Source organism: Arthrobacter sp. 10N410 (assembly GCF_056394945.1).
The window spans coordinates 190,044-216,473 of the sequence record NZ_JBFTIP010000005.1 but is presented as its reverse complement, the minus strand read 5'-3'; the positions used below and the strand labels follow the sequence as shown (position 1 = coordinate 216,473).

The window sequence follows — 26,430 nt, the reverse complement described above, 5'->3', positions numbered from 1 at the left end:
TCCCAATACGCGCGCTCGCTGCCGCGCCGAATGACGATTATCCAAAAATGGCCGCCAACCAGCTGCCCAGGCGGCCGCTTCTGGCAAATGGATGGTGCCGGAGCGCGCTGGTTCCCGTGGTCCTTCCAGTCCAGGGCCGCCCGTTTGCCGGAGATGGCCGCTAAGCCGGGCCTCGGAGCGGCCACCTCCGGCAAAGGGGCGCGGTTCGCGCTCGGGGCCAGAGTGCTCGACGCCCAGGAGCTCCCCGGAGTGCCCGGTGCCCGGGAATGCCCGCAGTGCCCGGCGCCGCGCCGGCCAGCGTCAGCGGCGCGGCTCGTGCCGCAGCACGTCCGGGAGTTCGTCCACGTAGACCGTCTGGGGCGGCTCGTAGTAGATGACCAGCACCTCGTCCCCGACGGCGAAGACGCTCTCCTTGTCGAACGGGTGGGCATGGAAGGCACTCGTCCCGCCGCGGAACGGCAGCATGACCTCCCCGATGGTGCCGGGCCCCACCCGCCCCGTCACCCGGCCGATCCGGCCGGTCAGGCTGCGGTCGACTTCCTTATGCATCCGGGGCTTTCGGTGGCTGCTTGGCTGCCTGCCGGCCGTCCTGCCGGCCATCTTTCAATGCCGTCCGCAGCGCGGGAAGGTAGTCGCCGACCTGCGCCAGGATGCCGCCGATCATCCGGTTGATGCCCTCCCCGCCGTTGAGGACGGTGAGCTGCCCGACGTGGGCGAACGGCTCCGCGGCCGCGGCGATGATGGCCGGCATGTTCTCGGCCAGCTGCTGCGAGATGACCGCGTCCTGGTTGGTGCCGAGGGCTTCGCCGCGCGCCTTGATGCCGTCGGCTTCGGCCAGCGCTTTGGCCTTGATCGACGACGCCGTCGCGTCACCGCGGGCCTTCGTGGCGGCGGCCTCGGCTTCACCGGTGACGCGGGTGGCCCCGGCGGCGGCCGCGGCAGCTGTCGCATTGGCCTGCGCCTGGAGCTCGGTGCGCCGGGCGTTGACCTGCGCCTCGAGTTCGGTCCGGCGGGCCAGCGCCTCGGCCGCGCTGATGTCCGCGGATTTCTGCCCCTCGGCCTCGGTGCGCTTGGCGTAAGCCTTGGCGTCGGCGGGCTTGCGGATGGTGGTCTGGAGTTTTTGTTCCTCACGGTCCGCCTCGAGCTTGGCGACCTCGGTTTCCTGCACCACCACCTGCTGCCGCGCGGTGGCCTCGGCCAGCGGTCCGGCCTGGGCGGCGTTGGCCCGGGCCCGTTCGGCGTTGGCCTGCGCCTCCGACTGTTTGATCGCGGAGAGGCTCTGGGCGTCGGCGATTTGCGCGGCCGCCTCCGCCTCCCGCTCGGCCGCCTCACGGTTCCGGGTGGCCTCCGCGATCCGGGCTTCCATCTTCACCTGGGCGATGTGCGGCTTGGCGATGTTCTGGATGTAGCCGGTGGGGTCCTGGAGGTCCTTGATCTGGAGCGAATCCACCACCAGGCCGAGCTTTTCCATCTCCACCCCGCTGGCGCTGCGGACCTGCGAGCCGAGCTTGTCGCGCTCGCGGATGATCTCCTCCACGGTCATGCTGCCGATGATGGAGCGCAAATGTCCCTCGAAGACGTTGTAGACCTGGCTCTGCATCTTGGGCTGCTGGCCGAGGAAGCGGCGCGCAGCGTTCGCGATGAACGGCGGCGCGTCGCCGATCTTGTAGATCACCACGCCCTCGACGATCACCTGGATGCCCTGGGAGGTCACGCAGGAGACCTTGAGCTCCGTCTCGTTCAGGGTCAGGGACAGGGTCCGCACGGTCTGCAGGCCGGGAAACACGAGCGCCCCCTTGCCGGTGACGATCTTGAAGTCCATGCCGTCCCGCGTCTCGAGGGTTCCGCGGGTCAGGCCGGAGATGATCAGGGCCTCGTTCGGTTCGGCCACCTTCCACATCAGCTTGATCGCAATCCAGATCACGGCGACGACGACGAGTGCCCCGGCGAGGACCGCGAGGAACGGGATAAAAGCTGAGAAGTCCGGCATGGAAACTCTTTCAGGTCGTTGGGTCAGGCCAGTCTGGGGTGCTGCCGCCGAATAAGTCCAGCATTTGGCGGAACGGCTGGGGCAAAAGAAAGCTGGTGCGGACACCCATGAAGCTCCAGGCGCCCGCACCAGCAGGTAGTACGAATTTGTTGGATTACTGAGAATCGGTCCTCATTCGCGGCTCCCTTTTCCCGGTGTTCGCTTACCGGGTTTGTGCGTCATCGGCCAGATGCCTCGAGAGCAGCCAGCCGGCGCCAATCATTGCCACGCCCAGCACCATGTGGGTCCAGTTGTCCATGGTGTTGAACGCCAGGAAATTGGCCGCCGACCCCACGCCGACGATCAGCCCGTAAACGCTAAAGACGATGTACAGCAGGCCGAAGCCCATGAGGAAGTTCCGGGCTCCCATGCCGTTGCGGGACATGGTCAAGCCCGCGGCGCCAATGGCCAGCTGAACGATGTTCAGCAGCATGGACACCTGGAACAGGCCAAGGAACATGGCCCTGGAATCTGGCCCGAAGAACCTCAGCTCGCTGTACTGCGTGGTGATGCCCGGGATGAACCCCAGGACACCCACGACAAGAAGGACAATACCCACACCCATGCCGACGTTTTGGACATCAGTCCGTCCGAAATGTACGCCGTGTGCATGTGGGGATGCGGTAGTCATTTTCTGCCTCCAACCACTGATTGCGGACACCTTAAATTTTACGGCGGGGTAGCGGAAAAAGCGCCGCCGCAGGGCCACCTGCGGTGGTGCGCTCGGGGCGCGGCGGGCGGCGACGGCAACGTTTCCGGCCGGCTGAAATCGGGGGCCCAAGAGCCTGTCGGAACCCGGCGGAAGGCCCCGCACGTGGCACCATGGAAGACGATGAAACTGCGCGCTGATCAGACCGGGAACCGTGGCCTTCCGATGCCTCTATGGCTGCAGGGGGCGCTGGAGTCCGCGCAGGCCGCCGTGATCTCCGCACTCGTCGTGATCGCACCAATTATCGCGGTCTGGGCCACGGCCGGATTCCGCGAGGGCGGCTTTGAATTCCTCGCCCGGCTGGCCGGCCAGGCCTGGCTGCTGATCCACGGCGTCCCCTTGCTGCTCGAAACCGTCGGCGCCGGAACCGCGGGACGGCCCGAATCCGGCACCCTGTCGCTGATCCCGCTGGGCCTCACGCTCCTCCCGTTCCTGCTCGCCTGGCGCGCGGGGCGGCGGCTGGCCCGCGCCTCCTACACTGACCAGCTCTGGCAGGCGCTGCTCGGCTCCTGGATGATGTACGGCGCCTTCGGATTCGCCACCGGTTTCGTCTGCCGCACCTCCGAGGTCGGTGTCAGCCTGTGGTACGCCTCCATCGTCCCGTTGATCCCCTTCGCGCTCGGCATGGTGATTGGTGCCCGCCGGGAAGCGGGCTCCTGGAGCCGGCTGATCGGCGTCGACGCCGTCGCCTGGCTCTCGCGCACCAGCCAGCACTCGCGCTGGGCAGGCTCCTACCTTGGCTCCGCCGTCAAGGCCGGCTTCGTGGCCGTGATGGCCAGCCTGGCCATGGCTGCCGCCCTCCTCACCGTGGACCTCATCATCCACTGGAACCTCATCATTGCCGTCTACGAGGCGCTCGACGCCGGCCCGGTGGGCGGCGCGGCGCTCACCATCGCGCAGTTGGGCTACCTGCCCAACCTGGCCGTGTTCGCGCTGGCCTGGACTTCCGGCTCCGGGTTCGCGCTCGGCGTCGGATCGCAGGCCGGGCCGCTGGCCACCGCCGTCGGGCCGCTGCCCTCCATCCCGGTGTTCGCCGCGCTGCCCGCCGGTGCGCTGGAGTACGGCTTCGTGGCCCTCGTGGTTCCTGCGCTCGCCGGGCTCCTGGCGGGCTGGTGGTTCCTGCGCGAAGGCGAAAACCACTTCGACGAATGGCTCTCCATCAAGGTCAAGGCGCGCTGGTTCACGGCCACCGTCTCCACGCTGGTCCTGGGCGCCATGATCGGCGCCGTGGCAGGTCTGCTCGCGGCGGCGCTGGCTTGGTTGGCCCGCGGTTCCGCCGGCATCGGACGGCTCACGGAGATCGGCCCGGACCCCCTGACAACGGCGTTGTTCGTGGCAGCTGAAACGGGCATCGGCGTCGTGATCGGCTACGCGGCCGGGCCGTGGCTGGAACGACGGCAGAAACTGCACGAAGCGGATCTGGAACTGGCCGCCGAAGCCGATTAAACGGCGACGTTCCGGGCCTGGCGGGTGGCCGGCGCTAGCGCAGCTGCGTGGGCAGCGAATTCTCCAGCTGGGTCCGGCACGCCGAGGCAGCCTGCTGGGTCAGGGCATGGCGGGCGCACTGCTGGTAGTCCCGGATCTGGTTGAAGAACACCGCGGAGGCCAGCACCATCAGCACCATGACCGCGGAGACCACCAAACCGGAGATGGTGCCGAACAGCACCAGGCGGGATTCCTTGAGCTTCGCCGCACGCACGAGCAGTACGATGCCGAGCACCAGTGCGGCCGCGGTAAGGATTGCGGTGAGCCAGAGGTAGCTGACGTCCAGCTGGAAGACGAAGAACGCCCCAAGCACCGTGACGATAAACGCGCGGAACAGGTTGTGCGTCCGGAGCAGCGATGCCTGGGCCGCTTCGCTCCGGGGATTCTGTCCCCGCTGGGCTCCGCCGGGGTCCTGGGGGGAATTCATATTTTCCAGCGTACGCGAGTGGCCCCATAAGCTAAGTCAATGCGCATAGTTGTCCTCGTCTCAGGCACCGGCTCCAATCTCCAGGCAGTCATCGACGCCGTCAGGGCCGGCGAGCTGGACGTGGAACTCGCCGCCGTTGGCGCCGACCGGCCCGGAACGTACGGGGTGGAGCGCTCCGCGGCCGCTGGGATCCCGACCTTCGTGGTGGATTTCAAGGCCTACCCGGACCGGGCCGCGTGGAATGCCGCGCTTATCGAAGCCGTTGCCGCCTACCGGCCCGACGTCGTCGTGTCCTCCGGGTTCATGCGGATTGTCAGTGCCGACTTCATCGACGCGTTCGGCGGCAAGTACCTGAACACCCATCCGGCGCTGCTGCCGGCCTTCCCCGGCGCGCACGGCGTCCGCGACGCCCTGGCCTACGGCGTGAAGGTCACCGGGTGCACGGTGCACTGGGCGGACGCGGGCGTCGACACCGGCCCGATCATCGCCCAGGAAGCCGTGAGCGTGGACGACGGCGACACCGAGGACACCCTGCACGAGCGCATCAAGACGGTAGAGCGGCGGTTGCTGGTGTCGACGCTGAAGTCGCTCGCCGCTGCGGAGTAGTCCGGCCGCCCAACGGCCTCAGCTGCGAGTTAGTTGGGGGAGCGGTGGCGGGAAAGCTACTCCAGACGGCGCTGCTTGGTTTCCGGGGCAAAGAACGCCATCCACAGCACCGAGATCAACACCAGGCCGCCGGCCAGGGCGAAGGACGTGGCCAGCCCCAGTTCAGGCCACAGGAACGTGGCGAAGATCAACGGCCCGAACCCGGCGCCGAGCCGGGAGAACGTCGAGGCCCAGCCGAAGCCCGAGCCGCGCAGCTCGGTCGGGTAGAGCTCCGACACGTAGGCGTACAGCACCGGGATCGCCACCTGCACCACGAAGCCGAACACCAGCAGCCAGAACACGGCCGCCGTCGGGATGTCCACGACGACGGCGACAATCACCAGCGTCAGCGCCGACAGCGGGCCGGTGATGGCAAGGATCCACTTGCGGCCCGTCCGCTCCACCAGCAGCGCGGCGACCACCACGCCCAGCAGGCCGACGGCGGCCATCGACGCCGTCGTCAGGAACGCCTTGTACTCCTCGAAGCCGGCGCCGATCAGGATCCGGGGCATCCAGGTCAACGACAGGTAATAGACCAGCAGGATGCTGAAGAACAAAGCCCAGGCCGCCGTCGTAATCTTCCAATTGAACTGCCAGAGCGCGCGCAACTGGGTCCAGGCGCTGCCGGCGGAAAGCCGGGGCGCGTCCTGGGGTTCGGGCAGGCTGTAGACCCGGGCCTCGGCGCCGGTGGCCGCGACCAGGTCGTCGATCACCCTGGCGGCTTCCTCGCGGCGGCCCTTGCGGATCAGGAACAGCGGCGACTCCGGGACGCTGCGCCGGATCCAGAACACCAGCAGCGCGGGCAGCACCATGATCAGCATGGTCAGCCGCCAGTCGGCGAAGGCGGCGATCAGCCCGGCCGAGACGAACCCGCACAGCGCCGCACCGATCGGCCACCAGCCATCCATCGCGGTGAGGACCCGGCCGCGCTGCTTGCGGGGCGTGAACTCGCCCACCAGTGCGTAGTCCACCGGGATGCAACCGCCCAGGCCGAAGCCCGCCATGAACCGGAACGCCACGAACCAGAGGAAGTCGGGGGAGAACGCGCCCAGCACCGTGAACACCGAGAAGATCAACAAGGTGGCGGTGAAAGCCTTCTTGCGCCCGATCGTGTCCGCGATGGTGCCCCAGACAAAGGCGCCCACGGCCATACCGATCAGGTTGGAGGTGCCGATCCAGGCCGCGTCGCCAGCGGTCAGGGACCAGTGCTTTGACAGCAACGGAATGAGGATCCCGTTCAGCGTGACGTCCCAGGCATCGAACATGAAGCCCAGGCCGCCGATCAGGAAAATCCGGCCCTGGACCTTCCACCGCCACGGCAGTTCCTGGACCACCTGTTCGCCGCTGGGCACAGTGGTGTAAGTATTCATCTCGCCTCCTGGGAAAACTCTACGTCCCGGCGCGCGCCAGCGGTGAAGCTTCACACTCGGGCGCGCTGGCTCCCGGCGGGGATGCAGAGAGCCATGACGCGATAAACTGGCCGCATCCCCACCACCCGCGGCCGCGCCGCGATATAAGACGGAGACTTTTGTGAGCTTTACGCAGCTTGAGCGTGTATCCATCGACCGTGTTCCCATCCGCCGGGCCCTCATCTCGGTCTACGACAAGACCGGTCTGGAGGAGCTCGCCAAGGGCCTGCACGAAGCCGGCGTCAAGATCGTCTCCACCGGTTCCACCGCCAAGAAGATCGCCGCCGCCGGAATCCCGGTGCAGGAAGTCGAAGAAGTCACCGGCTCCCCGGAAATGCTGGACGGCCGCGTCAAGACCCTGCACCCGCGCGTGCACGGCGGCATCCTCGCCGACCGCCGCGTCCCGGCGCACATGAAGACGCTCGAGGACATGTCGATCGAGCCGTTCGACCTCGTCGTCGTGAACCTCTACCCCTTCGTGGAGACCGTAAAGTCCGGCGCCGCGCAGGACGACGTCGTCGAGCAGATCGACATCGGCGGCCCCGCGATGGTGCGGTCGGCCGCGAAGAACCACGCCGCCGTCGCGATCGTGGTGGACCCGGCCTCCTACGGTTCCGTCGTGGAGGCGGCCTCCTCGGGCGGCTTCGACCTGAAGACCCGACGCCGGCTCGCCGCCAAGGCGTTCGCGCACACCGCGTCCTACGACACCGCCGTGGCCACCTGGACCGCCAGCCAGTTCCTGGATGAAGACGGCGACGGCGTGATCGACTGGCCCGCCTACGCCGGCCTGGCCCTGGAACGCTCCGAGGTCCTCCGCTACGGCGAAAACCCGCACCAGCAGGCCGCGCTGTATGTGGACAAGGCTGCCCCGGCAGGTATCGCCCAGGCCGACCAGCTGCACGGCAAGGCGATGAGCTACAACAACTTCGTCGACGCCGACGCCGCCCTGCGCGCCGCGTTCGACTTTGCCGAGCCCGCCGTTGCGATCATCAAGCACGCCAACCCCTGCGGCGTTGCCGTGGGTTCCGCCGCCGCGGCGGACCCGATCGCCGACGCCCACGCCAAGGCCCACGCCTGCGATCCGGTGTCAGCGTTCGGCGGCGTGATCGCGGCCAACCGCACCGTCACCGCCGGCATGGCCCGGACCGTGGCCGGGATCTTCACCGAGGTCGTCATCGCGCCGGGCTTTGAGGACGAGGCCGTGGAGATCCTTGTCAAGAAGAAGAACATCCGCCTCCTGACCCTGCCCGAGGGCTACGGCCGCTACCCGACCGAGTTCCGCCAGGTCTCCGGCGGCATGCTGGTCCAGGCCACGGACAAGGTCGACGCCGAGGGCGACGACCCGGCCAACTGGACGCTCGCTGCGGGAGAGGCCGCCGACGCCGCCACCCTGGCCGACCTTGCCTTCGCCTGGACGGCCTGCCGTGCGGCCAAGTCCAACGCGATCCTGCTCGCCGCCGACGGTGCCGCAGTCGGGATCGGCATGGGCCAGGTCAACCGGCTCGACTCCTGCCGTCTCGCCGTCGAGCGGGCCAACACCCTGGGTGTCACGGTGGAGTCCGATGTGGAAGGTGCCGGCGGGGCATCTAACACCGATGCCGCCGGCGCTCCGGAACGGGCCCGCGGCGCCGTCGCAGCCTCGGACGCGTTCTTCCCGTTCGCTGACGGCCTGCAGATCCTGATCGACGCCGGCGTCCGCGCCGTCGTGCAGCCCGGCGGATCCGTCCGCGACGAGGAAGTCATCGCCGCAGCCAACGCCGCCGGCATCACGATGTACTTCACCGGAGCTCGGCACTTCTTCCACTAGGGGACATGCTCAACCGCTGCCACCAAGAATGGACATGCCCTTCCTTTCCGGGAGGGCATGTCCATTTTTGTGCTGTCTTTGGTGTGCTTCGGGGTCCAGGGAGCTGAGGCGGCGGGACATGCTCATCCTGCGCGCCAAGGAGCGGGCATATGGGGATTATGTCCACTGGCCGGCGCGTGCGGCGGGCATGTCCACTCGGAGCGCCAAGGAGCATCGCCGACGGGCATGTCCATCCTTCGCAGTTCGGACCGGGCATGACCTCCAGGCCTGACGGACATGCCCATCCTTGGAACCCACGAATGGACATATGGGGGTTATGTCCGGCGGGTGGTCTGAGCGATGGGCATGTCCCTCGGGTGGTCTGAGCGATGGGCATGTCCGGTGGGGGCCAGGCTCAGGAACCAGCACACAGCAACGCGGGGTCACTTGCCGCCCTGTCGAGGGGGAGGGTGGCAAGTGACCCCGCGTTGCCCTATTCCTTTCCTAGGGTGTGGGCGTATTGGGGGTGGGGTTCTTAGGCGGCTGCGGCGGTGCTGTAGGCCTGCTGGATCACCGAGCCCCAGTACGGGCCGTACATCACGGTGGAGCGGCTGCCGTAGCCGTAGCTGTTGATGGAGTTCTGGTAGCCGGAGGAGCTGGTACCGATGAACCAGGGGCCGCCGGACGATCCACCGGTCATGTCGCAAGGGATGCCCTGGGCGTTGAACTGGGGATTGTTGGGATCATCGGAGGCCGGGCCGGTGCAGCTCTTCAACGACTGGCCGTCGAAGGGCGCCGCGGCCGGGTAGCCGTAGGACTTGTAGGTGAGGCCGCGCGCTGCGTTGAACTGGACGCCGGAGGCGCCGACGACGTCGGACAGGTTCTGTCCGTTCAGCGGGGACACGACGGCGAATCCGGTGTCGTACTGCATGTCGCCGGCCGAGCTCCACTGGGTCGTGGTGTAGAGGGCCTTGGCAGCCCACTTGCCGTACGGGGCGGCGCCGTTGAGGTAAGCGGGGACGAAGACGAAGTTGGTGGCGAAGGCCCCCGGACCCTCGTTGACGCAGTGTCCGGCGGTGGAGACGGTGCTCTTGTTGGTGGAGGTTACCGAGTTGCCGGAGCAGACGTAGTTGCTGCCGCCCATCGTGAAGAACACTTTGCCGATGTTGGAGATCGGCGACTCGTCGGCGTGCAGGGTGGTCTTGCCCTTGGCGGCCTTGCCGGAGATCTGCGTGCTGGCACCCTTCTCCACGGTGGCGGCGGAGGACTTGTTCCCGCGGGCCAGAGCCTTGTCCGCCAGCACGTCGCCCGGAATGGCCGACTTCATCCGCTCGGGCGTCCAGTAGTCGGCGGCCCGCGAGCCGTCGACGGACTGGCTGGCCACTTGGGGAGCCTTCTTGTCCTGTGCCGCAACGGTCGAGGCGGTGGCGCCGCCGGCCGCGCAGATGGCCAGGAGCGCCGCGGCGGAGAGGCTGAGCAGGCTGGTGGCCAGAGTCTTGGGTGTTCTCATGGGTGTCCTAACCGGGAGGAATGCGGGGCGGCCTGCGGGTGCGGGCCGCTGTGATGGGTTAGAAACTACGTCAACTTGACGAACATGTAAAGAACTTTGTCAACAACTGTCACAGCAGATTCGCGCAGGGTTAGGCCGGCTGCACGAGTCACGGGGGCGCCGGAGCCCGTCCCGGATAGGCGCCAATGGGGCCACCTCGGGTAAGTTAGAGCCGTTGAGATAACACAAGATTTCCGGATATCCGCAGACTTTCAGGGAGACGCCCGAGCAATGGCCAAGATTATCTATACCCACACCGACGAAGCGCCGATGCTGGCCACCTATTCGTTCTTGCCGATTGTCGAGGCATTCGCGTCGACGGCCGGTGTGGAAGTGGAGACCCGCGACATTTCGCTAGCCGGCCGCATCATCGCCGTCTTCGGCGACTACCTCACCGAAGAGCAGCGCGTCAGCGACGCCCTGGCTGAACTGGGCGCGCTCGCCAAAAAGCCCGAGGCCAACATCATCAAGCTGCCCAACATCAGCGCCTCCGTGCCGCAGCTGAAGGCCGCCATCGCCGAGCTCCAGGGCCAGGGCTACGCCCTGCCGGACTACCCGGACAACCCGGCCTCGGACGAGGAGACGGACATCCGCTCCCGCTACGACAAGATCAAGGGCTCCGCCGTGAACCCGGTCCTGCGCGAAGGCAACTCCGACCGCCGCGCGCCGCTCTCGGTCAAGAACTACGCCCGGAAGAACCCGCACAGCATGGGCGCCTGGACCCCGGAGTCCAAGACCAACGTCGCCCACATGGATGCCGACGACTTCCGCTCTAACGAGAAGTCCGTGGTCATTGAGGCGGATACCAACCTCAAGGTCCAGCTGGTCAAGGAAGACGGCACGGTCAAGGTCCTGAAGCGGGCGTTCCCCGTGCTGGCCGGCGAAGTCATCGACGGCACCGTGATGCGCGCCGCCGCCCTGGACACCTTCCTCGCCGCCCAGGTTGCCCGGGCCAAGGAAGAAGGCGTGCTCTTCTCCGCACACCTGAAGGCCACCATGATGAAGGTCTCCGACCCGATCATCTTCGGCCACGTCGTCAAGGCCTACTTCTCGGACCTCTTTGCCACCTACGGCGATCAGATCGCCGCGGCCGGCCTGAGCCCCAACAATGGCCTCGCCTCCATCCTCAACGGCCTCGAGGACCTCCCGGAAGAGATCCGCGGCGACGTCGAAGCCGCGATCCAGAAGGGCCTTAACGACGGCCCCGAGCTGGCGATGGTCGACTCGGACAAGGGCATCACCAACCTGCACGTTCCCTCCGACGTCATCGTCGATGCCTCGATGCCGGCGATGATCCGCAGCTCCGGCCACATGTGGGGCCGCGATGGCCAGGAGGCCGACACCCTCGCCGTCCTCCCGGACAGCAGCTACGCCGGGATCTACCAGGTCGTCATCGACGACTGCCGCGCCAACGGCGCCTTCGACCCGACCACCATGGGTACGGTCCCGAACGTCGGGCTGATGGCCCAGGCCGCCGAGGAATACGGCAGCCACGACAAGACCTTCGAGATCCAGGCCGCCGGCACCGTCCAGGTGGTCGACGACGCCGGCACCGTCCTGATCGAACACCAGGTTGCCCCCGGTGACATCTGGCGCGCCTGCCAGACCAAGGACGTGCCGATCCGCGACTGGGTCAAGCTCGCCGTCACCCGCGCCCGCGCCTCCGCCACCCCGGCCGTGTTCTGGCTGGACAAGGGCCGCGCGCACGACGCCCGGATGATCGCCAAGGTCGAGGAATACCTCAAGGACCACGACACCGAGGGCCTGCAGCTCGAAATCATGTCCCCGGACGAGGCCACGGCCTTCACCCTGGCCCGACTGCGCAAGGGCGAGGACACGATCTCGGTCACCGGCAACGTGCTCCGCGACTACCTCACGGACCTGTTCCCGATCCTTGAGCTCGGCACCAGCGCCAAGATGCTCTCGATCGTTCCGCTGATCAACGGCGGCGGCCTGTTCGAGACCGGCGCCGGCGGCTCGGCCCCGAAGCACGTCCAGCAGCTGCTCAAGGAAAACCACCTGCGCTGGGACAGCCTGGGCGAGTTCCTGGCCCTCGCCGTGAGCTTCGAGCACCTGGCAACCTCCACGGGCAACGCCCGCGCGCAGGTCCTCGCGGACACCCTGGACCGCGCCACCGGCACGTTCCTGCTGGAGAACAAGTCCCCGAAGCGCAAGGCCGGCGAGCTGGACAACCGCGGCAGCCACTTCTACCTGGCCAAGTTCTGGGCCGACGAGCTGGCACGCCAGAGCGACGACACCGAGCTGGCCGCGGCCTTCGCCGCCGTCTCGGACGCCCTGGCCGCCAACGAGGAAACCATCGTTGGCGAACTGCTTTCGGTCCAGGGATCCCCGGTGGACATCGGCGGCTACTACCGTCCGGACGAAGCCAAGGTCTCCGCCGTGATGCGGCCCTCGGCCAAGTTCAGCGAAGTGCTGTCCCTGCTGGGCTAGCCCGCACAACGCGAACGGCGCACCGGGAGCTCCCGGTGCGCCGTTCGGCGTTTAAGCACCGGCCGGTCCCTGTCCGGCCGACGACGGCGGTGCGTCCCGCCGTCGTCGGACCGTGGCGGCCGGCGAGTGCCTAGCGGTCGGAGATCCTCCGGTCGCCGCCGGCCTCGCTGGCCGGTTCGGTTGCCAGATCCGGGTCCGCGTCCAGCGGCGCTCCGGTCCCCAGCACGTCGTACTCCGGGTCGGTCACCGGCGTCAGCCCGCCCGCTTCCCCGCTGTTGACCCGTTCGCGCCACGCGCCGGTCTCAAAGTCGCGGCCCTCAATGAACTTCTTGAACCGCTGCAGATCCGCCCCCACCTGCCGGGAGTCCAGCCCGACCGCAGCGCCGATTTTCTCGGTTGCAGTGCCGGGCTCCCAACTGAGTTCGACGTCGACCCGGGTCTCCGCCGGTCCCAGCTCCGCGAAGCGCACGGTGCCGGCGTTTCGGGGGCTGTCCAGGCTTTCCCAGGACACCTGCCGGTCGGGGTCCTGGCTGGTGATCCTGGCGTCGTAGTCGCGCTTCACCCCGCCGATGCTGGTCTGGAAGTGGACGGTGGTGTCATCGAGCTGCTGGACGGCGTCGACGCCGCTCATAAACTGCGGGAAGTCTTCGAACTGGGTCCACTGGTTGTAGGCCTGGCTCAGGGGGACGTTGACGGCGATGGATTCCTGGACTGTTGCCATGCTTGCTTTCACTCCTTCGGCTGGCAGGCTGCGGCCTGCGCGTCGTTGCAAGGGACGGATACAAGGTTGGTACAAGTGCTCGGACAGCGGTTGGGTCAGTCAGGCCGTTTCCGGCCTGACTGACCAAGCTAGCCGGATCCGGCTAATTGTGAAAGTCCGCGCGCCGTCAGTGGCCGCCCTTGCCCTTGCCCTTGGGCTTGCTCTTCACTACGGGGACAGGCGCCACGGGAGCCGGCGCCGCCGCTGCCTTGGCCGCGGCGGCCGCCTTCGCGGCTGCTGCTGCCGCCGCTGCCTTGGCTGCCGCCGCAGCCTTATCGGCTGCTGCCTTCTTGGCCGCCGCCGCATCCCGGGCGGCTTTGTCGGCCGCCGCCTGCTTGGCCGTGAGGTCGGCGCGCACGGCATCGATGGCCGCCTTGATGCTTTGGTGGCGTTTGAAGGACACTTGTCCGTCCGCTGCCGCCGCGTCGAGCCTGGCCGTCAGTTCGTCCAGCAGTTTCAATGCGCCGGCGGAGTCGTTGGTGGCTGCGGCCTCGGTCACTGCCAGGACCTGGGACTGGAGCTGACGTGCAGCCGTGCCGTCCAGCTCGGGAGGAGCGCCGCATCCGGTGAGCGACCCTGCGATCAGGGCAGCGGTGAGCAGCGGACCGGCTATGGCCAGGTTCCACCGCGGTTTGCCAGTGGCATTCATGGTTGCACGCTCTTCTGCAGTTGCTTCAGGTGCTCGCCCAAATCGCCGGAGACGGCCGGATAGGGCACGACGGCGGGCGGCTGGGGGACAGTGAGGGAGACGGCGACGGCGGCTGCCGCTAGGAGCGCCACCAAGGCGAGGACGACGGCGATCCTCGTGCGGAGTCGGGCCTGCCGGAAGCGTGCGAGCGGGCGGGCCAGCACGCCTGCGCGGCGCGCCGGGGCGTCGTCCGGGGTCAGTGCGTGGTGCCGGCGGGTTCCGGGCCTGATGCCCGGGGCCTGGCCGGCCGAGCCCGCCGCTGTGTTTTGGACAGGGTCCTGAGCTGTGTCCTGGACAAAGCCCCGAACTCCCGTCGCCGAGCGCGGCGGCCTGGCGGGCGGTGCGGGCAGTACCCTGGTCCGTTCTTCGGCTAGCAGGCCCGGCAAGGAGTCGGGGGAGACCAGGGCCTGGCGCAACGCAGCCTCCAGGTCGGCCGCCGCGGGCCGGTCCAGGGGGTCCAGTGCGGTCATGGCCCGGATCAGCTGGGCCCACTCGGCCGGCACCGCGTCAGGAATAACGGGGGCGCGGTGCAACCGGGCCACTGCCGACTCGACGGCGCTTCCCGGGTACTCCACGGAGCCCTTGATGCACTCCAGCAGGACCAGTCCCAGCGAGTAGATGTCGCTGGCCGGGCCCATGTCGGCGCCGCGGGCTTGCTCCGGACTCAGGTAGGCGGCCGTTCCCACCATCGTTCCGGTGGCGGTGAGCCTGGTCCCGTCGACGATCCTGGCAATGCCAAAATCGGTCAGCTTTGGCCGCAGCGGTTCTCCGGGTCGGACCTGCACCAGCAGGACGTTGGCCGGCTTGATGTCGCGGTGGATGATTCCGAGGGAGTGGACGTAGGCGAGGGCATCCGCGAGTCCCGCGCCGATCACGGCAAGCTCGTCGAAAGGGACCGCGCTGTGCCGGATCCGGCTCCGGAGGTCCTGGCCCTCCACCAGTTCCATGGTCAGGAAGGGCCTGGGCTCGTCCGGGATCCGGGTGTCTGTGCCAGCGTCGAAGAGCGTTACGAGGCTCGGATGGTTCAGTGTGGCCAGGAGTTCGATCTCGGCCTGCTGGCGCTTGAGCTCATCGGCCTCCGCGGATTGCGGGGCGAAGAGCTTGAGCGCGACGTCCCGGCCCAGGTTCTGGTCCCGGGCAGAGTACACGGACGCCATGCCGCCCCGGCCGATCACTTCGCCCAGACGGTAGCGGCCGCTCAGGATCTCGGTCGTGACCTCACTGGGTAAAGCGTCCACGATGTTCCCCGTCTTTCGTCCTGGCGCCGCGGTGGCGTCCCTAAAGAATAATACGGGTGCGGGTATCGGGTTCCGGCACGGGCCGCATCGTTCAGCTGTCGTCTGTGGTGGCGGTTTCACCTTTCTCGCGAAGGGAGGGGGTGCCGCCGGAGCCTGCGAGGCCGTTGAATCCCCCAGCGGACCCAACGACTTCGCTCCGGCGGCAATAGACCTGGACGGGAGCGGCCACGCGTTACGGTGGCCGTCCCGCGGGCGGAGCTTGCGCCGGCGTCGGGCGCAGCAGCCGGCGTGGGCATTGCCGCAGGGATGCGCGATGGGTGGGGGCCGGACCGGACGCGAGGAGCGCTGAGACGGCGCGCCTAGGCGAAGCGTTGGTGCCGGGTATCCGGTCGCGGACGGTGGTGTCCATGGGGAAATCTCCTGAATGACTGGTGGCGGGCGTGCGTGGCAGCCCGAAGGACCGTGCTCTGCGCAGGAAAGTGGCAGAGGACGGCCCTACTAGTCAGGAGAAGATCCGGGATCGGCGGCGACAGCAGGATGGACGTGCTGTAGCGGGCCGCTGATGGGGTCGGTGCCCATTGGTGGGATGAGGAAGAACGCGCTTGGCGTCCACGCAGCAGCGCCGGAAGGCCCGCTGGACGTGGAACCGCTGCCGGACCCCGACCCTGGGGTCGGCGGGAGCGCAGCGGGGGCAGGCAGCCCGGTGTCGCCGCCACGGGGCCGGGGCGCGTCATTGCCGCCCGTGGGCGCCGCGGGGGCACCGTCTCCGGTCGACCGGGGGCTCGCAGGAGTTCGGTTTCCTGCCGCCAAGGCACCCGGCAGGCTGCCGCGGGCCGGGACGTCCGGCAGGGTCAGGGAGGGAACGTAGCCGTAGCCCGCCGCAGGGTAAACGGCCTGAAGGCCGCGCGGCCGGTCCACAGCCGCCGGGCTTTGCTTCAGCAAAGGATCAGCGCTTGCCGGGGTAACTGCGGCGGTCTTTCGTGGCGGGACAAGCGGTGCAGGGCCGGCCCCGACCTGGCCCGGGACGACCACGGGGACGACTACCGGCACCGGTACCACCGCAGGCGGGGTGGCCGGGGGTACCGTGCCGGGGACGGATCCGCTCACTGGGGGCGCTGGCTCGGGAGCGGACGGGACAGCCGGGAGGTCTCCGGCGCCGGTGTCGGGAGCGGTGACCGGAACAGCCGGGTCCGTAACGGGTGCCGGATCACTGGAAGGGGCGGGCGCAGGCTCTCCGGGCGGGACCGGGGCGGGAGCCGGGGTGGGCTCGGCCGGGGGACTGGCGACCGGCTCACTGACCGGTGGGACGGGGGCCGGAGTCTCGGTAACCTGGGAGGCCGGTTCGGGCTGGGCAACAGGCAACACCGGTTGCGGGACGACAGGAGGTGCGTCGGACTCCGCAAGCGGCACAACGGGTTGCACGACGGCGGGCGCCGCGACAACTGGCGCCGGGACAGCCGGCACAGGTACAGCCGGAGGCGAAACCGGCGCCGAAACCGGAGCCGGGGTGACGGCAGGCGCAGTCGGGGCCGGAGCCGACGGTGCCGGGCTTACGGGTGCTATCGGGTCATCGGCCTTCGGGAATTGGATCATGGTCACGACGGCCGAACCGGGGGCGGGTGGAACTGCGCTGGAGACCTTGAGTTCGTCGGCGTTGGCCGAGGCGGCGGAGAGCGCCAGCCAGGACAGTCCGGCTCCCAAGGCCAGCAGCCCCCGTCGCAGGAAGCGGCGCGCACGGGGACGGCTGGCTGCAGATTCCATGCGCAACACACCTCCCCGAAATCCATCGACGATTGGCCTACAGAGTAAGTCCGGGGGCCGGGGCGAGTCCATAGCCCACGGCAAACTTGGGCCCACAAAGCCCGGAAATTCCGGGTCAGCGCACGTCGTTCGGGTAGCTCACTCCCAGCTGGGCGCGGACGCCGTCGAACAGCCGCATGGTGTTGAGGGAGTCCTCCAAGGGCATCACCGGACTCTCGGTGAGGCCCTGCTGGATGCATCGGGTGACCTCGCGGAGTTCGTAGCTGTAGCCGCGCCCCACAACGCTGAACTGTTCGGTGCGCGGCTCCTCGAAGCCGACCCGCACGACGAGTTCCGTGGGGTTGTTGACCGAGCCCAGGCTCTGCAGGAACCCCTGGCTCCCGGCCACCGTGGCGGCGCGCGGCCCATGGGCCAGAAGCGAGGAGGTCAGCTGCGCCTGCGCCCCGTGGTGATAGCCCAGGGTCAGCGCGTTTTGGGCGTCCACGCCGTCGTCATTGATCCAGCCGGTGGCACTGACCGTCTGCGGGAAACCCAGCGTGCCCAGCGCCCACAGCAGCGGATAGATGGTGATGTCCAGCAGGGCTCCGCCGCCGTCCCTCGGAGCCCACAGCCGGGAGGTGGGGGAGTAGGGGGCCGGGAAGCCCAGGTCCGCGCCGACCCACTTGACCTCACCGATCTCACCCGAAGCAGCGATCTCGAAGGCCCGCTGCATGCTGGGCAGGAACCGGCTCCACATTGCTTCCATCAGGAACAGGCCCTTGTCCCGCGCCAGCTCCACGAGCTCGGCCGCCTCCCGGGCGTTCACGGTAAGGGCCTTCTCGCACAGCACATGCTTGCCGGCCCGCAGGGCCGCCAATGCGATTTCGTGGTGGTGGGCGTGCGGCGTGGCGACATAGACGACGTCGACGGCGTCATTGGCCAGCAGCCGGTCGTAGCCGGCCACGCCGTCGTGGTCCCCGTAAGCCCGGGCAAATCCATAGTCAGCCGCGAACGCATCGGCCGCTGCCTGGCTGCGCGAGCTCACCGCGTAGAGCTCCGCGTCCGGGAGGAGTTCGAGGTCCCGGGTGACGGCGGCGGCGATCCCGCCGGTGGCGACCACACCCCACCGCAGCCGGGCGCCGGTGGCCGTCCGCGGGTCCTGGTCGGGTTGGTTGGACAGCCACGGCTTCGCGATAGGGGCAGACATGCTGCCATCTTCTCACCCGGTTGCGGGAGGGGCGGGTCTTTGGCGGCGCGAGCTGCGGGAGGGGCGCGGTTTTGGGGTACAAAAAGGCCCCGGCCCTCCCGCGGTGAACTGGTCACTGCGGGAGAGCCGGGGCCCGGTTTTAGAGCGTCAGACTACTTGGTGATCGGTCCGAGTACCGGATCGTCGACGTAAGCGGTCTTAACGTTTTCCTTGGTCACGATGACCGGCTCCAGCAGGTATGCCGGGACGGTCTTGACCTTGTTGTTGTAGGACTTGTCATCGTTGATCTCAGGCGTCTTGCCGGCCTGGATGTCCTTGACCATGGTGATCGCGTGCTCGACGAGCTTGCGGGTGTCCTTGTTGATGGTGGAGTACTGCTCACCGGCCATGATGGACTTCACGGACTCAACTTCGGAGTCCTGCCCGGTGACGACCGGCAACGGCTTGCCTGCGGCCTTGACCGAGGTCAGGATGGCGCGGGCCAGCGTGTCGTTCGGGGACAGCACGCCGTCCACGGAGGCGCTGCCGTAGGTGCCGGCGAGCAGGGTGTCCATACGGCGCTGGGCGTTCTCAGCCTTCCAGCCCTGGGTAACGGCCTGTTCGAAGGTCTTCTGGCCCGACTTGACCACGAGGGTGCCGTCGTCGATCTTCGGCTGGAGCACCTTCATGGCGCCGTCGAAGAAGACCTTCGCGTTGGCGTCATCGGGGGATCCGGCGAACAGTTCGATGTTGTACGGGCCCGAGGGCTTCTTGGCCTTCATGCCGTCCAGCAGGGCCTGGCCCTGCAGCTCGCCAACCTTGAAGTTGTCGTATGCCACGTAGTAGTCCACGTTGGGGGTGTTCAGGAGCAGACGGTCGTACGCGATGATCGTGGCGCCGGCGTCCTTGGCCTGCTTGAGCTGGGTACCCAGCTGGGCGCCGTCGATGGCACCCACGATGATGACCTTGGCACCCTTGGTGACCATGGCGCTGATCTGGTTCTGCTGTTCCGAGACGCCGCCGTTGGCGAACTGCACATCTGCCTTGAAACCGGCACCCTTGAGGCCGTCGTTGAACAGCTTCTCCGCCAGCACCCAGTTTTCACTGGTCTTCTGGGGGAGTGCGACGCCGATCGAGGAGTCCTTGGGGAACGCCTCGGCGCCGCTGCTCGCGCCACCGGACGTTCCGCTGTCGGAACGGCCGCAGGCTGTCAGCGCCAGTGCCGCAATAGCAGCGATCGCTGCTGCCTTTCCTGCTTTACCAATCATTTGCATTGCTTGGTTCACTTTCTATAGATGGTGTTCGGAGAATCAGGGGTATCGGGGCCAAGAAACCGGTCAGGCTTCCTTGGCAATGACCTCTTTGGTGGAGGTGGTTTCGTCGGGCTTGATCTCGTTGCCGCGGCCGAAGTTCTTCATCATCATGCCGATGATCGACCGCTTGCCCTGGGACTTGTTGTAGACGTCGAAGGCGACGGCGATCAGGAGCACCAGGCCCTTGATGATCTGGGTGAGGTCGGCGCCGACGCCGAGCAGCTGCAGGCCGTTGTTCAGTACGGCCATCACGAGGCCACCGACGATCGAGCCGATCACGGTGCCGACGCCGCCGGTGACCGCGGCGCCGCCGATGAAGACGGCGGCGATCGCGTCAAGTTCCCAGCCGACGCCGTCGAACGGGCCGGAGGCGGTGGAGCGGCCGACGAAGATCATGCCGGCGAGGCCGGCCAGGATGGACATGTTCATCATGACCAGGAAGTTGATCTTCTTGGACTGCACGCCGGACAGCTCGGCCGCGTGCCGGTTGCCGCCGACGGCGTAGACGTGGCGGCCCACGATGGTCTTGGAGGAGATGAAGCCGTAGACCAGGACCAGTACGGCGAGGATCAGGCCAGGGATCGGGAACGAGGTGCCCGGACGGCCGGTCGCGAACAGGTACGTGGCGTAGAGGATGGCGCCGCAGATCAGGACGAGCTTGGTGACGGTCACCCAGGCTTCGGGAACCTCGGCGCCCAGGGCCTTGGCCTTCCGGCGGGAGCGGATCTCGCTGACGATGACGAATGCCACACCGGCCAGCCCCAGCAGCAGGGTCAGGTTGTTGTAGCCGGTGACCGGCCCGAATTCAGGCAGGTAGCCGGAACCGATGTACTGGAAGTCGGCGGGGACCGGGATGGTGTTGGACTTGCCAACGAACTGGTTGAAGCCGCGGAAGAGCAGCATGCCGGCCAGGGTGACGATGAAGGCCGGGATGCCGACATAGGCGGTCCAGAAGCCCTGCCAGGCGCCGATCAGGACGCCGAGCAGCAGGCCGAACAGGATGCCGAGGTACCACGGGATGCCCCAGTCCTGAATCATCAGGGCGACGCTGACACCAACGAATGCCGCGACCGACCCTACGGAGAGGTCGATGTGGCCGGCGATGATCACCAGCACCATGCCGATCGCCAGGATCAGGATGTAGGAGTTGCCGTTGAAGAGGTTGATCACGTTGCCCGGGGTGAGGGTGTTGCCCCCGGTGGCGATCTGGAAGAAGACGATCAGTGCAACCAGGGCGAAGATCATGCCGAATTGGCGGGTATTGCCGCCAAAGAGCTTCTTGAGCGCGTTCATTTTGTCAGTCCTTGTTGTCCGGAATGTTCTGGATGGTCCAGAGGGTCAGGCAGTCTTGCGGGCGGAAGTCATGAGTTTCATGAGGCTTTCCTGGCTGGCTTCCTCTTTGTTCAGCACGCCGGTGATGGCGCCTTCGAAGATGGTGTAGATGCGGTCGGAGAGCCCCAACAGTTCAGGAAGCTCCGAGGAGATCACGATGACGCCCTTGCCCTGGTTGGCCAGTTGCTGGATGATCCCGTAAATCTCGTACTTGGCGCCGACGTCGATCCCTCGGGTCGGCTCGTCCAGGATCAGCAGGTCCGGGTCGGTGAACATCCACTTCGCCAGCACCACCTTCTGCTGGTTGCCGCCGGACAACTTGGCGACGCCTTCCTCCACGGACGGCGTCTTGGTGCGCAGCGACTTGCGGTACTGCTCGGCGACGGTGAATTCCTTGTCGGCGTCGACGACGTTGTGCTTGCTGATCTTCTTCAGCGCCGCCGAAACCGTGGTGGCCTTGATGTCGTCCAGCAGGTTCAGCCCGAGGGACTTGCGGTCCTCCGTGACGTAGCCGAGGCCCGCGTCGATCGCCTGCTTGACGGTCTTGAGGTGCAGTTCCTTGCCATCCTTGTAGACCTGGCCGGAGATGAAGCGGCCGTAGGAGCGGCCGAAGAGGGAGCGGGCGAGTTCGGTGCGCCCGGCGCCCATCAGGCCGGCGAAGCCGACGATCTCGCCGCGGCGCACGAAGAAGTTGGAGTTCTTGCAGACCAGGCGGTCCTGGATCTGCGGGTGCCCCACGTTCCAGTTCTTGACCTCGAAGAACGTCTCGCCGATCTTGGGTTCGTGCTCCGGGAACCGGGATTCCAGGGTCCGGCCCACCATGCCCTTGATGATGCGGTCCTCGTCGACGCCGTCAGCCTTGACGTCGAGGGTCTCGATCGACTTGCCGTCGCGGATGATCGTGATGGAGTCGGCGATCTGCTCGATCTCGTTGAGCTTGTGCGAAATGATGATCGAGGTGATGCCCCGGCCCTTCAGGCCCAGGATCAGATCCAGCAGGTGCTGGGAGTCCGATTCGTTCAGGGCCGCGGTGGGCTCGTCGAGGATGAGGAGCTTGACCTTCTTGTTCAGCGCCTTGGCGATCTCGACCAGCTGCTGCTTGCCGACGCCGATTTCCTTGACCGGGGTGTCCGGGTCCTCGCGGAGCCCGACCCGGGCGAGCAGTTCGGTGGAGCGGATCCGTGCCTCGGCCCAGTCGATCACCCCGCGCCTGGTCGGCTCGTTGCCCAGGAAGATGTTCTCCATGATGGACAGCTCCGGGATGAGGGCCAGTTCCTGGTGGATGATCACGATGCCGGCGTGCTCGCTGGCCCGGATGTCCTTGAACTGCTGGACTTCGCTCTGGTAGACGATGTCGCCGGTGTAGCTGCCGTAGGGGTAAACGCCCGAGAGCACCTTCATGAGGGTGGATTTTCCGGCGCCGTTTTCGCCGCAGATGGCGTGGATTTCGCCGGCCTTCACCCGCAGGTTCACCTCGGCCAATGCTTTAACGCCGGGGAACTCTTTGGTGATGGAGCGCATCTCGAGAATTATCGGATCGCTGTGCGTGTTGAGGGACGTCATCTGCCCTTACGCCTCCAATGCATGACTTCGTTGTCCGCCCCTGCAAACCGCAGGGCCGTCTGATGGAAAAGTAAACTGGATCACGCCGTTGTCGTCAAGTCTTTAACGCAACGGGTGGGTAACGGCTGCTTTAGTTTCGCCGTATTCCGGCATGTTGGAAGACCAGCGCGGTGGCGCCAAGGGCCTCGGCACGGTCGCCAAGCGAGGACATCGTCAGGGTGGTGGTTTCACCGATGACGGGGACCGCGTGGCGCACCAGGCCGCGCCGGATCGGGTCCAGCAGCAGTTCGCCGAGTCCCGCCAGCGGGCCTCCCACCACGATCACCTCCGGGTTGATGAGGTTCGCGACGTTGCCCAGCGCGCGGCCGACGGCGAGCCCGGCGTCGTCCACCACCCGGAGCGTTGCCGAGTCCCGGGCGCGTGCCTTGCGCACGATGTCCTCCGGGGTCAGCGGTGCGTCCTCGCCCCGGCCCAGCAGCTCGATCATGGTGGTGGTGGAGGCGATGGTTTCCAGGCAGCCGCGGTTCCCGCAGCGGCAGACGAGGCCGTGCTCGTGGATGGTGGCATGGCCGATTTCGCCGGTGATCCCGACGTTCCCGTAGTACGGCATTCCGTTCAGGATCAGCCCGGCGCCGATGCCCGAGCCGATCTTCAGGAAGAGCAGGTTGCTGATGCCGGTGTGCGGGCCCCACGTCACCTCGGAGAGCGCGCCCAGATTCGCGTCGTTGTCGACGAATACCGGCAGATCCAGCGCTTCCTCAAGGCGTTTGAGGATGTTGATGCCCACCCACTCGGGCAGGATGGCGCCCTGCGCCACAGTGCCGGTACGGCGGTCGATAGGGCCCGGGATGCCGACGCCGGCCCCCACCAGGGCGCTGCGTTCCACGCCGCTATTGGCCAGCAGCCGGTCGAGCACCCCGACGGCGGCGGTGATGCCCTCCTCGGCGTGGTGGCCCAGTGGCAACAGGACCGATTCCTCCGCCACCACGTGGTAGCTGAGCGAGGCCAGGACCACCCGCAGGTGGCGGCGGCCGAAGTCGATGCCGACGGCGACGGCACCGTTGCTGTTGAGCCGGACGTTCAGGGCGCGGCGCCCGGAGCTGGTGATCGGTTCGGTGGACGCCAGCCCCGCGTCCTGCATGATCTTGACGATGTTGGAGACCGTGGCGGTGGAGAGTCCGGTCTGCCGGGCCAGTTCCGCCTGGGTGGAAGGGCCGGCCAGCAGGCATTCAATGATCCGCTGCTGGTTCAGATGTCGAAGCGCGGACTGCGACCCGGGGTTTTTAGTGCGGCTCCTCGTTGAGCGCGTTGGTGAGGGCATGCAATGAAGAGTGCCGCATCCGGGGCTTGTAGTCAAGAAGTTAACGCATGGAGTGCGGCGCTACGGGATTCCGGCGGCGCCGCGGGGTGCCACCGGCCTGCGCCCCGCCGCAGGGACGTTCCGCCCTGACCGCCCTCCGACCGGGCGGATTTGCACCAGCCCGGTCTTTCCGGGCCGAGGCTAGGCTGGAACAGAGTCCGCGGCAGGCCTGCGGAAAGTCCGGAGAATCTCGAGGTGGTAATGGTGCTGCTGGCCCTGATGCAAGCGAACTCGGCCGTGCTCGACGTGGCGGCGAACGTGGCGGCGGTCGAGGAGGCTGCGCGTGCAGCATCCGCCGAGGGCGCGCAGCTGCTGCTGACGCCGGAACTCTTTCCGGTCGGGTACGCGCCGATCCGGCTGCGTGCGGCCTTTGATCCTGCCGCGCTGCCGGCGCTCCGCGCGGCCCTGGCCGGGGTGGCCCGGCGGAACCGGATCGCGCTGGTGTACAGCCTGCCCGCCGTGACGCCGGCAGGGGAGTGGCGGATCTCCGCCACCCTGGTGGATGAGTCCGGCGAGGAGTTGCTCCGCTACGAAAAGGTGCACTTGTTCGGCCCCGATGAACGGGAAGCGTTTGCTGCCGCCAGCGAGTCCCCGGATGTCGTGGAGTTCCACGGGTTCAAGACCTCGCTGGTCATTTGCTACGACATCGAGTTTCCCGAGTCCGCCCGGGCCGCCGCCCTGCGCGGCGCCGAACTGCTGCTGGTGCCCACGGCCCTCGCCGGCGGATTCGACGCCGTGCCGGAGGTGCTGGTCCGGGCCCGGGCGCTGGAGAACCAGCTGACCGTGGCCTACGCCAACCACACCGGCGTGGAGGCGGGCTGCGAGTTCCGGGGCGGCAGCATCGTCGCCGGCCCGGACGGTTCCGTCCTGGCCGCGGCCGGACCCGGCGTGGAGCTGCTGTTCGCCGACGTCGGTGTGCCGGCGGACGCCGCCGAGGACGCCGCGGAGCACGGTGCCGACGCCGCGGTGGCCTATCTGCGCGATCGCCGCCCGGAGCTCTACCGTGCCTGGGGGATCTGAGCGGCGGACGTCCGTCCGGCGGAGGTTGAGGCTGCCGGGGAGTCGGTAGCGGCGGCCGCGAAGACAGCCGGGACGGTGGCGCCGACGCCGGCGTCGGCCAGCTCCGGGCCGCCCAGGTACTGCAGCGCAACCCAGAGCTCTGCGCGGGCCTGGGCCTGGTTGAGATCCAGGCCCAGCAGGTCAGCAATGACGCCGAGCTGCCGGCGGACGCTGTTACGGTGCAGTCCCGTGGCCTTCGCGGTGGCGTCCCAGCTGCCGTTCTCGCCAAGCCACGCGCGCAGGATGCCAAGCAGGCTGTCGCGGCGCTCCGGTTCGAGGGCGAGTACGGGTGCCAGCAGGCGCCCGGCCAGCAGGGTGCCGGCCTCGGGGCCGAGCAGGCCCGTCACGGACCAGGTGACGTCGTCCTCCCGCACGCTCCGGCGGCCGGTGAGGACCTGGTTTCGCAGCGAGGAGGCGCGCTGGTGGGCGCCGGCCAGGCCCTCGAAGTCGGTGCCCCCGCCGATCACCAGGCGCCAGCCGAGACGTTCCACCTCGGCGAGCAGCGCGTCGTCGACCCTGAGCCGGGTAATGGCGGCAAAGCCGTAGTCGGTGAGCTCCACAAGTTTGGTGTCGAAGAGCCGGCGCCATTCGAGCAGCTCCCGCACCGGGGCTTCGCCTGTGCGGCGCGGACCGTCCGCCGGCCGGGCGCCCCCGGCGGCGGCGCCGACCCGGACTCCCTGGACGACGCGCAACTGCCCGGACCGGGTGGAGGAAATGCTCTGCGCCAGCAGGTCCTTCAAGCCGGTGACGTGCCGTGCCGTTCCGGAGGCCACGGTCTCCGGATGCAACAGCAACGCCGTGGCCAGCTGGCTCGGGGCCAGGGAACCGCTTGTGCGCTGGCGGACCAGCAGTTCCAGCAGCCCGACGGCGGTGGAGACGACACTGTTCTGGGCCGGGGTCAGCGGTGCGTCCGTGCCGAGGACAAGGGCGCCGAGGTTGGCGTCCCGGGTGCTGCGCAACGGATACCCGAAGACCAGCGAGGAGCCTGCGGCGTCGAATGAATCCATCTCCACCCGGGGACCGCTGCCGGCGAGCAGCCGGGTCAGCAACGGCTGCAAAGCGGCGGAATCGACTCCCGCTGCGGCGCCGGCCTGGAGCCCGGCGGAACCGGCCGCACCGCGGGCCCGGACTCGTCCGTCCGCGCCGAACAACACGGCCCAGACCGGGACGCGCTGCACGAGGGCCGCGAGGAGTTCATGTTCGGGACGCGCAGACAGGACCGCGCGCATCAGTTGCCGGTTGGTGTCGGCCAGTTGGCGGAAAGTCTTGGCGTTGTCGGATTCGAGGAGCCGGGAGAATTCGAGTCCCAGGGCGGCGAAGGGGAGGCTGCCCGGGATGGACACCAGGGTCAGCCCGTGCCGCCGGCAGGCCGCGACCACAGCGTCCGGCACGGCCTCGAAATAAGGTTCCAAGCCGAAGCCGAGCGCCCCGACCCGGGCCCGGACCAGGCGCTGCACGTAGGCATCCACCGCCGCCTCGCTGCCGCCGACGCCCTCGAAGGGAAGGCCGGCGGTAAGCAGGAACTCGCCGTCGAGCAGGTAGGGGGTCGGGTCGGCCAGCTCGCTCGGCTCGACCCAGCGTAAGCGCTCGTCCCCGTTGCCGGCGTCGTGCAGGACCTCCAGCGCCGGGAGCTGGCGCAGGAACTGCGCTAGCGTGACGAAGCCGAAGCGCTCGGCGTCCTCAGCAGCCACGGCCGGGGCC

Annotated in this window: 20 protein-coding genes; 5 read left to right on the top strand and 15 right to left on the bottom strand. The window is 67.9% G+C overall.

Annotation, left to right across the window (positions count from 1 at the left end):
- Nucleotides 1-300: 300 nt before the first annotated feature.
- The 3 genes from AC1DB8_RS13310 to AC1DB8_RS13300 form a co-directional block, all read right to left on the bottom strand.
- Nucleotides 301-549 carry a hypothetical protein gene (locus AC1DB8_RS13310; protein ID WP_476893281.1) on the bottom strand — a complete coding sequence of 83 codons (249 nt, stop codon included), beginning with the start codon at nt 547-549 and terminating at the stop codon, nt 301-303.
- The gene (locus tag AC1DB8_RS13305) at nt 542-1,990 is read right to left on the bottom strand and encodes a flotillin family protein (protein WP_476893280.1); all 1,449 of its coding nucleotides are present in this window, start codon (nt 1,988-1,990) and stop codon (nt 542-544) included. Before AC1DB8_RS13305 ends, AC1DB8_RS13310 begins: the two co-directional genes overlap by 8 nt.
- Before the next feature lie 202 nt (nt 1,991-2,192).
- Nucleotides 2,193-2,660, bottom strand: a complete 468-nt coding sequence (locus AC1DB8_RS13300) for a DUF4383 domain-containing protein (protein ID WP_441418550.1) — start codon at nt 2,658-2,660, stop codon at nt 2,193-2,195.
- 201 nt (nt 2,661-2,861) lie between these two features.
- Here AC1DB8_RS13300 and AC1DB8_RS13295 point away from each other — a divergent pair, with 201 nt between their 5' ends.
- Nucleotides 2,862-4,184 (top strand): cell division protein PerM, encoded by a 1,323-nt coding sequence (locus AC1DB8_RS13295; RefSeq protein ID WP_476893295.1) that lies wholly within the window; start codon nt 2,862-2,864, stop codon nt 4,182-4,184.
- Between the two features lie 34 nt (nt 4,185-4,218).
- On the opposite strand, the gene AC1DB8_RS13290 is transcribed toward AC1DB8_RS13295, so the two are convergent.
- Nucleotides 4,219-4,650: a hypothetical protein gene (locus AC1DB8_RS13290; RefSeq protein ID WP_476893279.1), complete on the bottom strand. Its 432-nt coding sequence runs from the start codon at nt 4,648-4,650 to the stop codon at nt 4,219-4,221.
- 39 nt (nt 4,651-4,689) lie between these two features.
- On the opposite strand from AC1DB8_RS13290, the gene purN reads away from it, so the two are divergent.
- Nucleotides 4,690-5,256 (top strand): phosphoribosylglycinamide formyltransferase, encoded by a 567-nt coding sequence (purN, locus tag AC1DB8_RS13285; RefSeq protein ID WP_476893278.1) that lies wholly within the window; start codon nt 4,690-4,692, stop codon nt 5,254-5,256.
- A gap of 56 nt (nt 5,257-5,312) precedes the next feature.
- Here the strand turns inward: purN and AC1DB8_RS13280 are convergent, their stop codons facing one another.
- Nucleotides 5,313-6,665, bottom strand: coding sequence for an MFS transporter (locus tag AC1DB8_RS13280; RefSeq protein ID WP_441418546.1), 1,353 nt, complete (start codon nt 6,663-6,665; stop codon nt 5,313-5,315).
- Between the two features lie 160 nt (nt 6,666-6,825).
- Here AC1DB8_RS13280 and purH point away from each other — a divergent pair, with 160 nt between their 5' ends.
- Complete coding sequence (gene purH, locus AC1DB8_RS13275) at nt 6,826-8,511, top strand: bifunctional phosphoribosylaminoimidazolecarboxamide formyltransferase/IMP cyclohydrolase (protein ID WP_441418545.1); 1,686 nt, start codon at nt 6,826-6,828, stop codon at nt 8,509-8,511.
- Between the two features lie 514 nt (nt 8,512-9,025).
- Here the strand turns inward: purH and AC1DB8_RS13270 are convergent.
- On the bottom strand, nt 9,026-10,000 hold the full coding sequence (locus AC1DB8_RS13270) for a trypsin-like serine peptidase (protein ID WP_476893277.1): 975 nt from the start codon (nt 9,998-10,000) through the stop codon (nt 9,026-9,028).
- 270 nt (nt 10,001-10,270) lie between these two features.
- On the opposite strand from AC1DB8_RS13270, the gene AC1DB8_RS13265 reads away from it, so the two are divergent.
- Nucleotides 10,271-12,490 (top strand): NADP-dependent isocitrate dehydrogenase, encoded by a 2,220-nt coding sequence (locus tag AC1DB8_RS13265; RefSeq protein WP_476893276.1) that lies wholly within the window; start codon nt 10,271-10,273, stop codon nt 12,488-12,490.
- Between the two features lie 130 nt (nt 12,491-12,620).
- On the opposite strand, the gene AC1DB8_RS13260 is transcribed toward AC1DB8_RS13265, so the two are convergent.
- From AC1DB8_RS13260 to AC1DB8_RS13225, 8 genes are all read right to left on the bottom strand, one after another.
- Entirely contained in the window at nt 12,621-13,211 is a 591-nt protein-coding gene (locus AC1DB8_RS13260; protein ID WP_441418542.1) for an SRPBCC family protein, read from the bottom strand.
- A 166-nt stretch (nt 13,212-13,377) separates the two neighbouring features.
- Nucleotides 13,378-13,899, bottom strand: coding sequence for a mucin-associated surface protein (locus tag AC1DB8_RS13255; protein ID WP_476893275.1), 522 nt, complete (start codon nt 13,897-13,899; stop codon nt 13,378-13,380).
- Complete coding sequence (locus tag AC1DB8_RS13250) at nt 13,896-15,179, bottom strand: serine/threonine-protein kinase (protein ID WP_476893294.1); 1,284 nt, start codon at nt 15,177-15,179, stop codon at nt 13,896-13,898. Before AC1DB8_RS13250 ends, AC1DB8_RS13255 begins: the two co-directional genes overlap by 4 nt.
- A gap of 1,873 nt (nt 15,180-17,052) precedes the next feature.
- Entirely contained in the window at nt 17,053-18,123 is a 1,071-nt protein-coding gene (locus AC1DB8_RS13245) for a Gfo/Idh/MocA family protein (RefSeq protein ID WP_441418540.1), read from the bottom strand.
- A 152-nt stretch (nt 18,124-18,275) separates the two neighbouring features.
- Nucleotides 18,276-19,376, bottom strand: a complete 1,101-nt coding sequence (locus AC1DB8_RS13240; protein ID WP_441418539.1) for a substrate-binding domain-containing protein — start codon at nt 19,374-19,376, stop codon at nt 18,276-18,278.
- A gap of 63 nt (nt 19,377-19,439) precedes the next feature.
- Complete coding sequence (gene mmsB / locus AC1DB8_RS13235; protein WP_441418538.1) at nt 19,440-20,708, bottom strand: multiple monosaccharide ABC transporter permease; 1,269 nt, start codon at nt 20,706-20,708, stop codon at nt 19,440-19,442.
- A 45-nt stretch (nt 20,709-20,753) separates the two neighbouring features.
- The gene (gene mmsA, locus AC1DB8_RS13230) at nt 20,754-22,310 is read right to left on the bottom strand and encodes a multiple monosaccharide ABC transporter ATP-binding protein (protein WP_175323572.1); all 1,557 of its coding nucleotides are present in this window, start codon (nt 22,308-22,310) and stop codon (nt 20,754-20,756) included.
- A gap of 130 nt (nt 22,311-22,440) precedes the next feature.
- Nucleotides 22,441-23,631 carry an ROK family transcriptional regulator gene (locus tag AC1DB8_RS13225; RefSeq protein WP_441418537.1) on the bottom strand — a complete coding sequence of 397 codons (1,191 nt, stop codon included), beginning with the start codon at nt 23,629-23,631 and terminating at the stop codon, nt 22,441-22,443.
- Between the two features lie 240 nt (nt 23,632-23,871).
- Here AC1DB8_RS13225 and AC1DB8_RS13220 point away from each other — a divergent pair, with 240 nt between their 5' ends.
- Entirely contained in the window at nt 23,872-24,690 is an 819-nt protein-coding gene (locus AC1DB8_RS13220) for a nitrilase-related carbon-nitrogen hydrolase (RefSeq protein ID WP_476893293.1), read from the top strand.
- Here the strand turns inward: AC1DB8_RS13220 and AC1DB8_RS13215 are convergent.
- Entirely contained in the window at nt 24,669-26,420 is a 1,752-nt protein-coding gene (locus AC1DB8_RS13215) for a PucR family transcriptional regulator (RefSeq protein ID WP_476893274.1), read from the bottom strand. The two genes, AC1DB8_RS13220 and AC1DB8_RS13215, sit on opposite strands and share 22 nt — an antisense overlap.
- Nucleotides 26,421-26,430 lie beyond the last annotated feature (10 nt).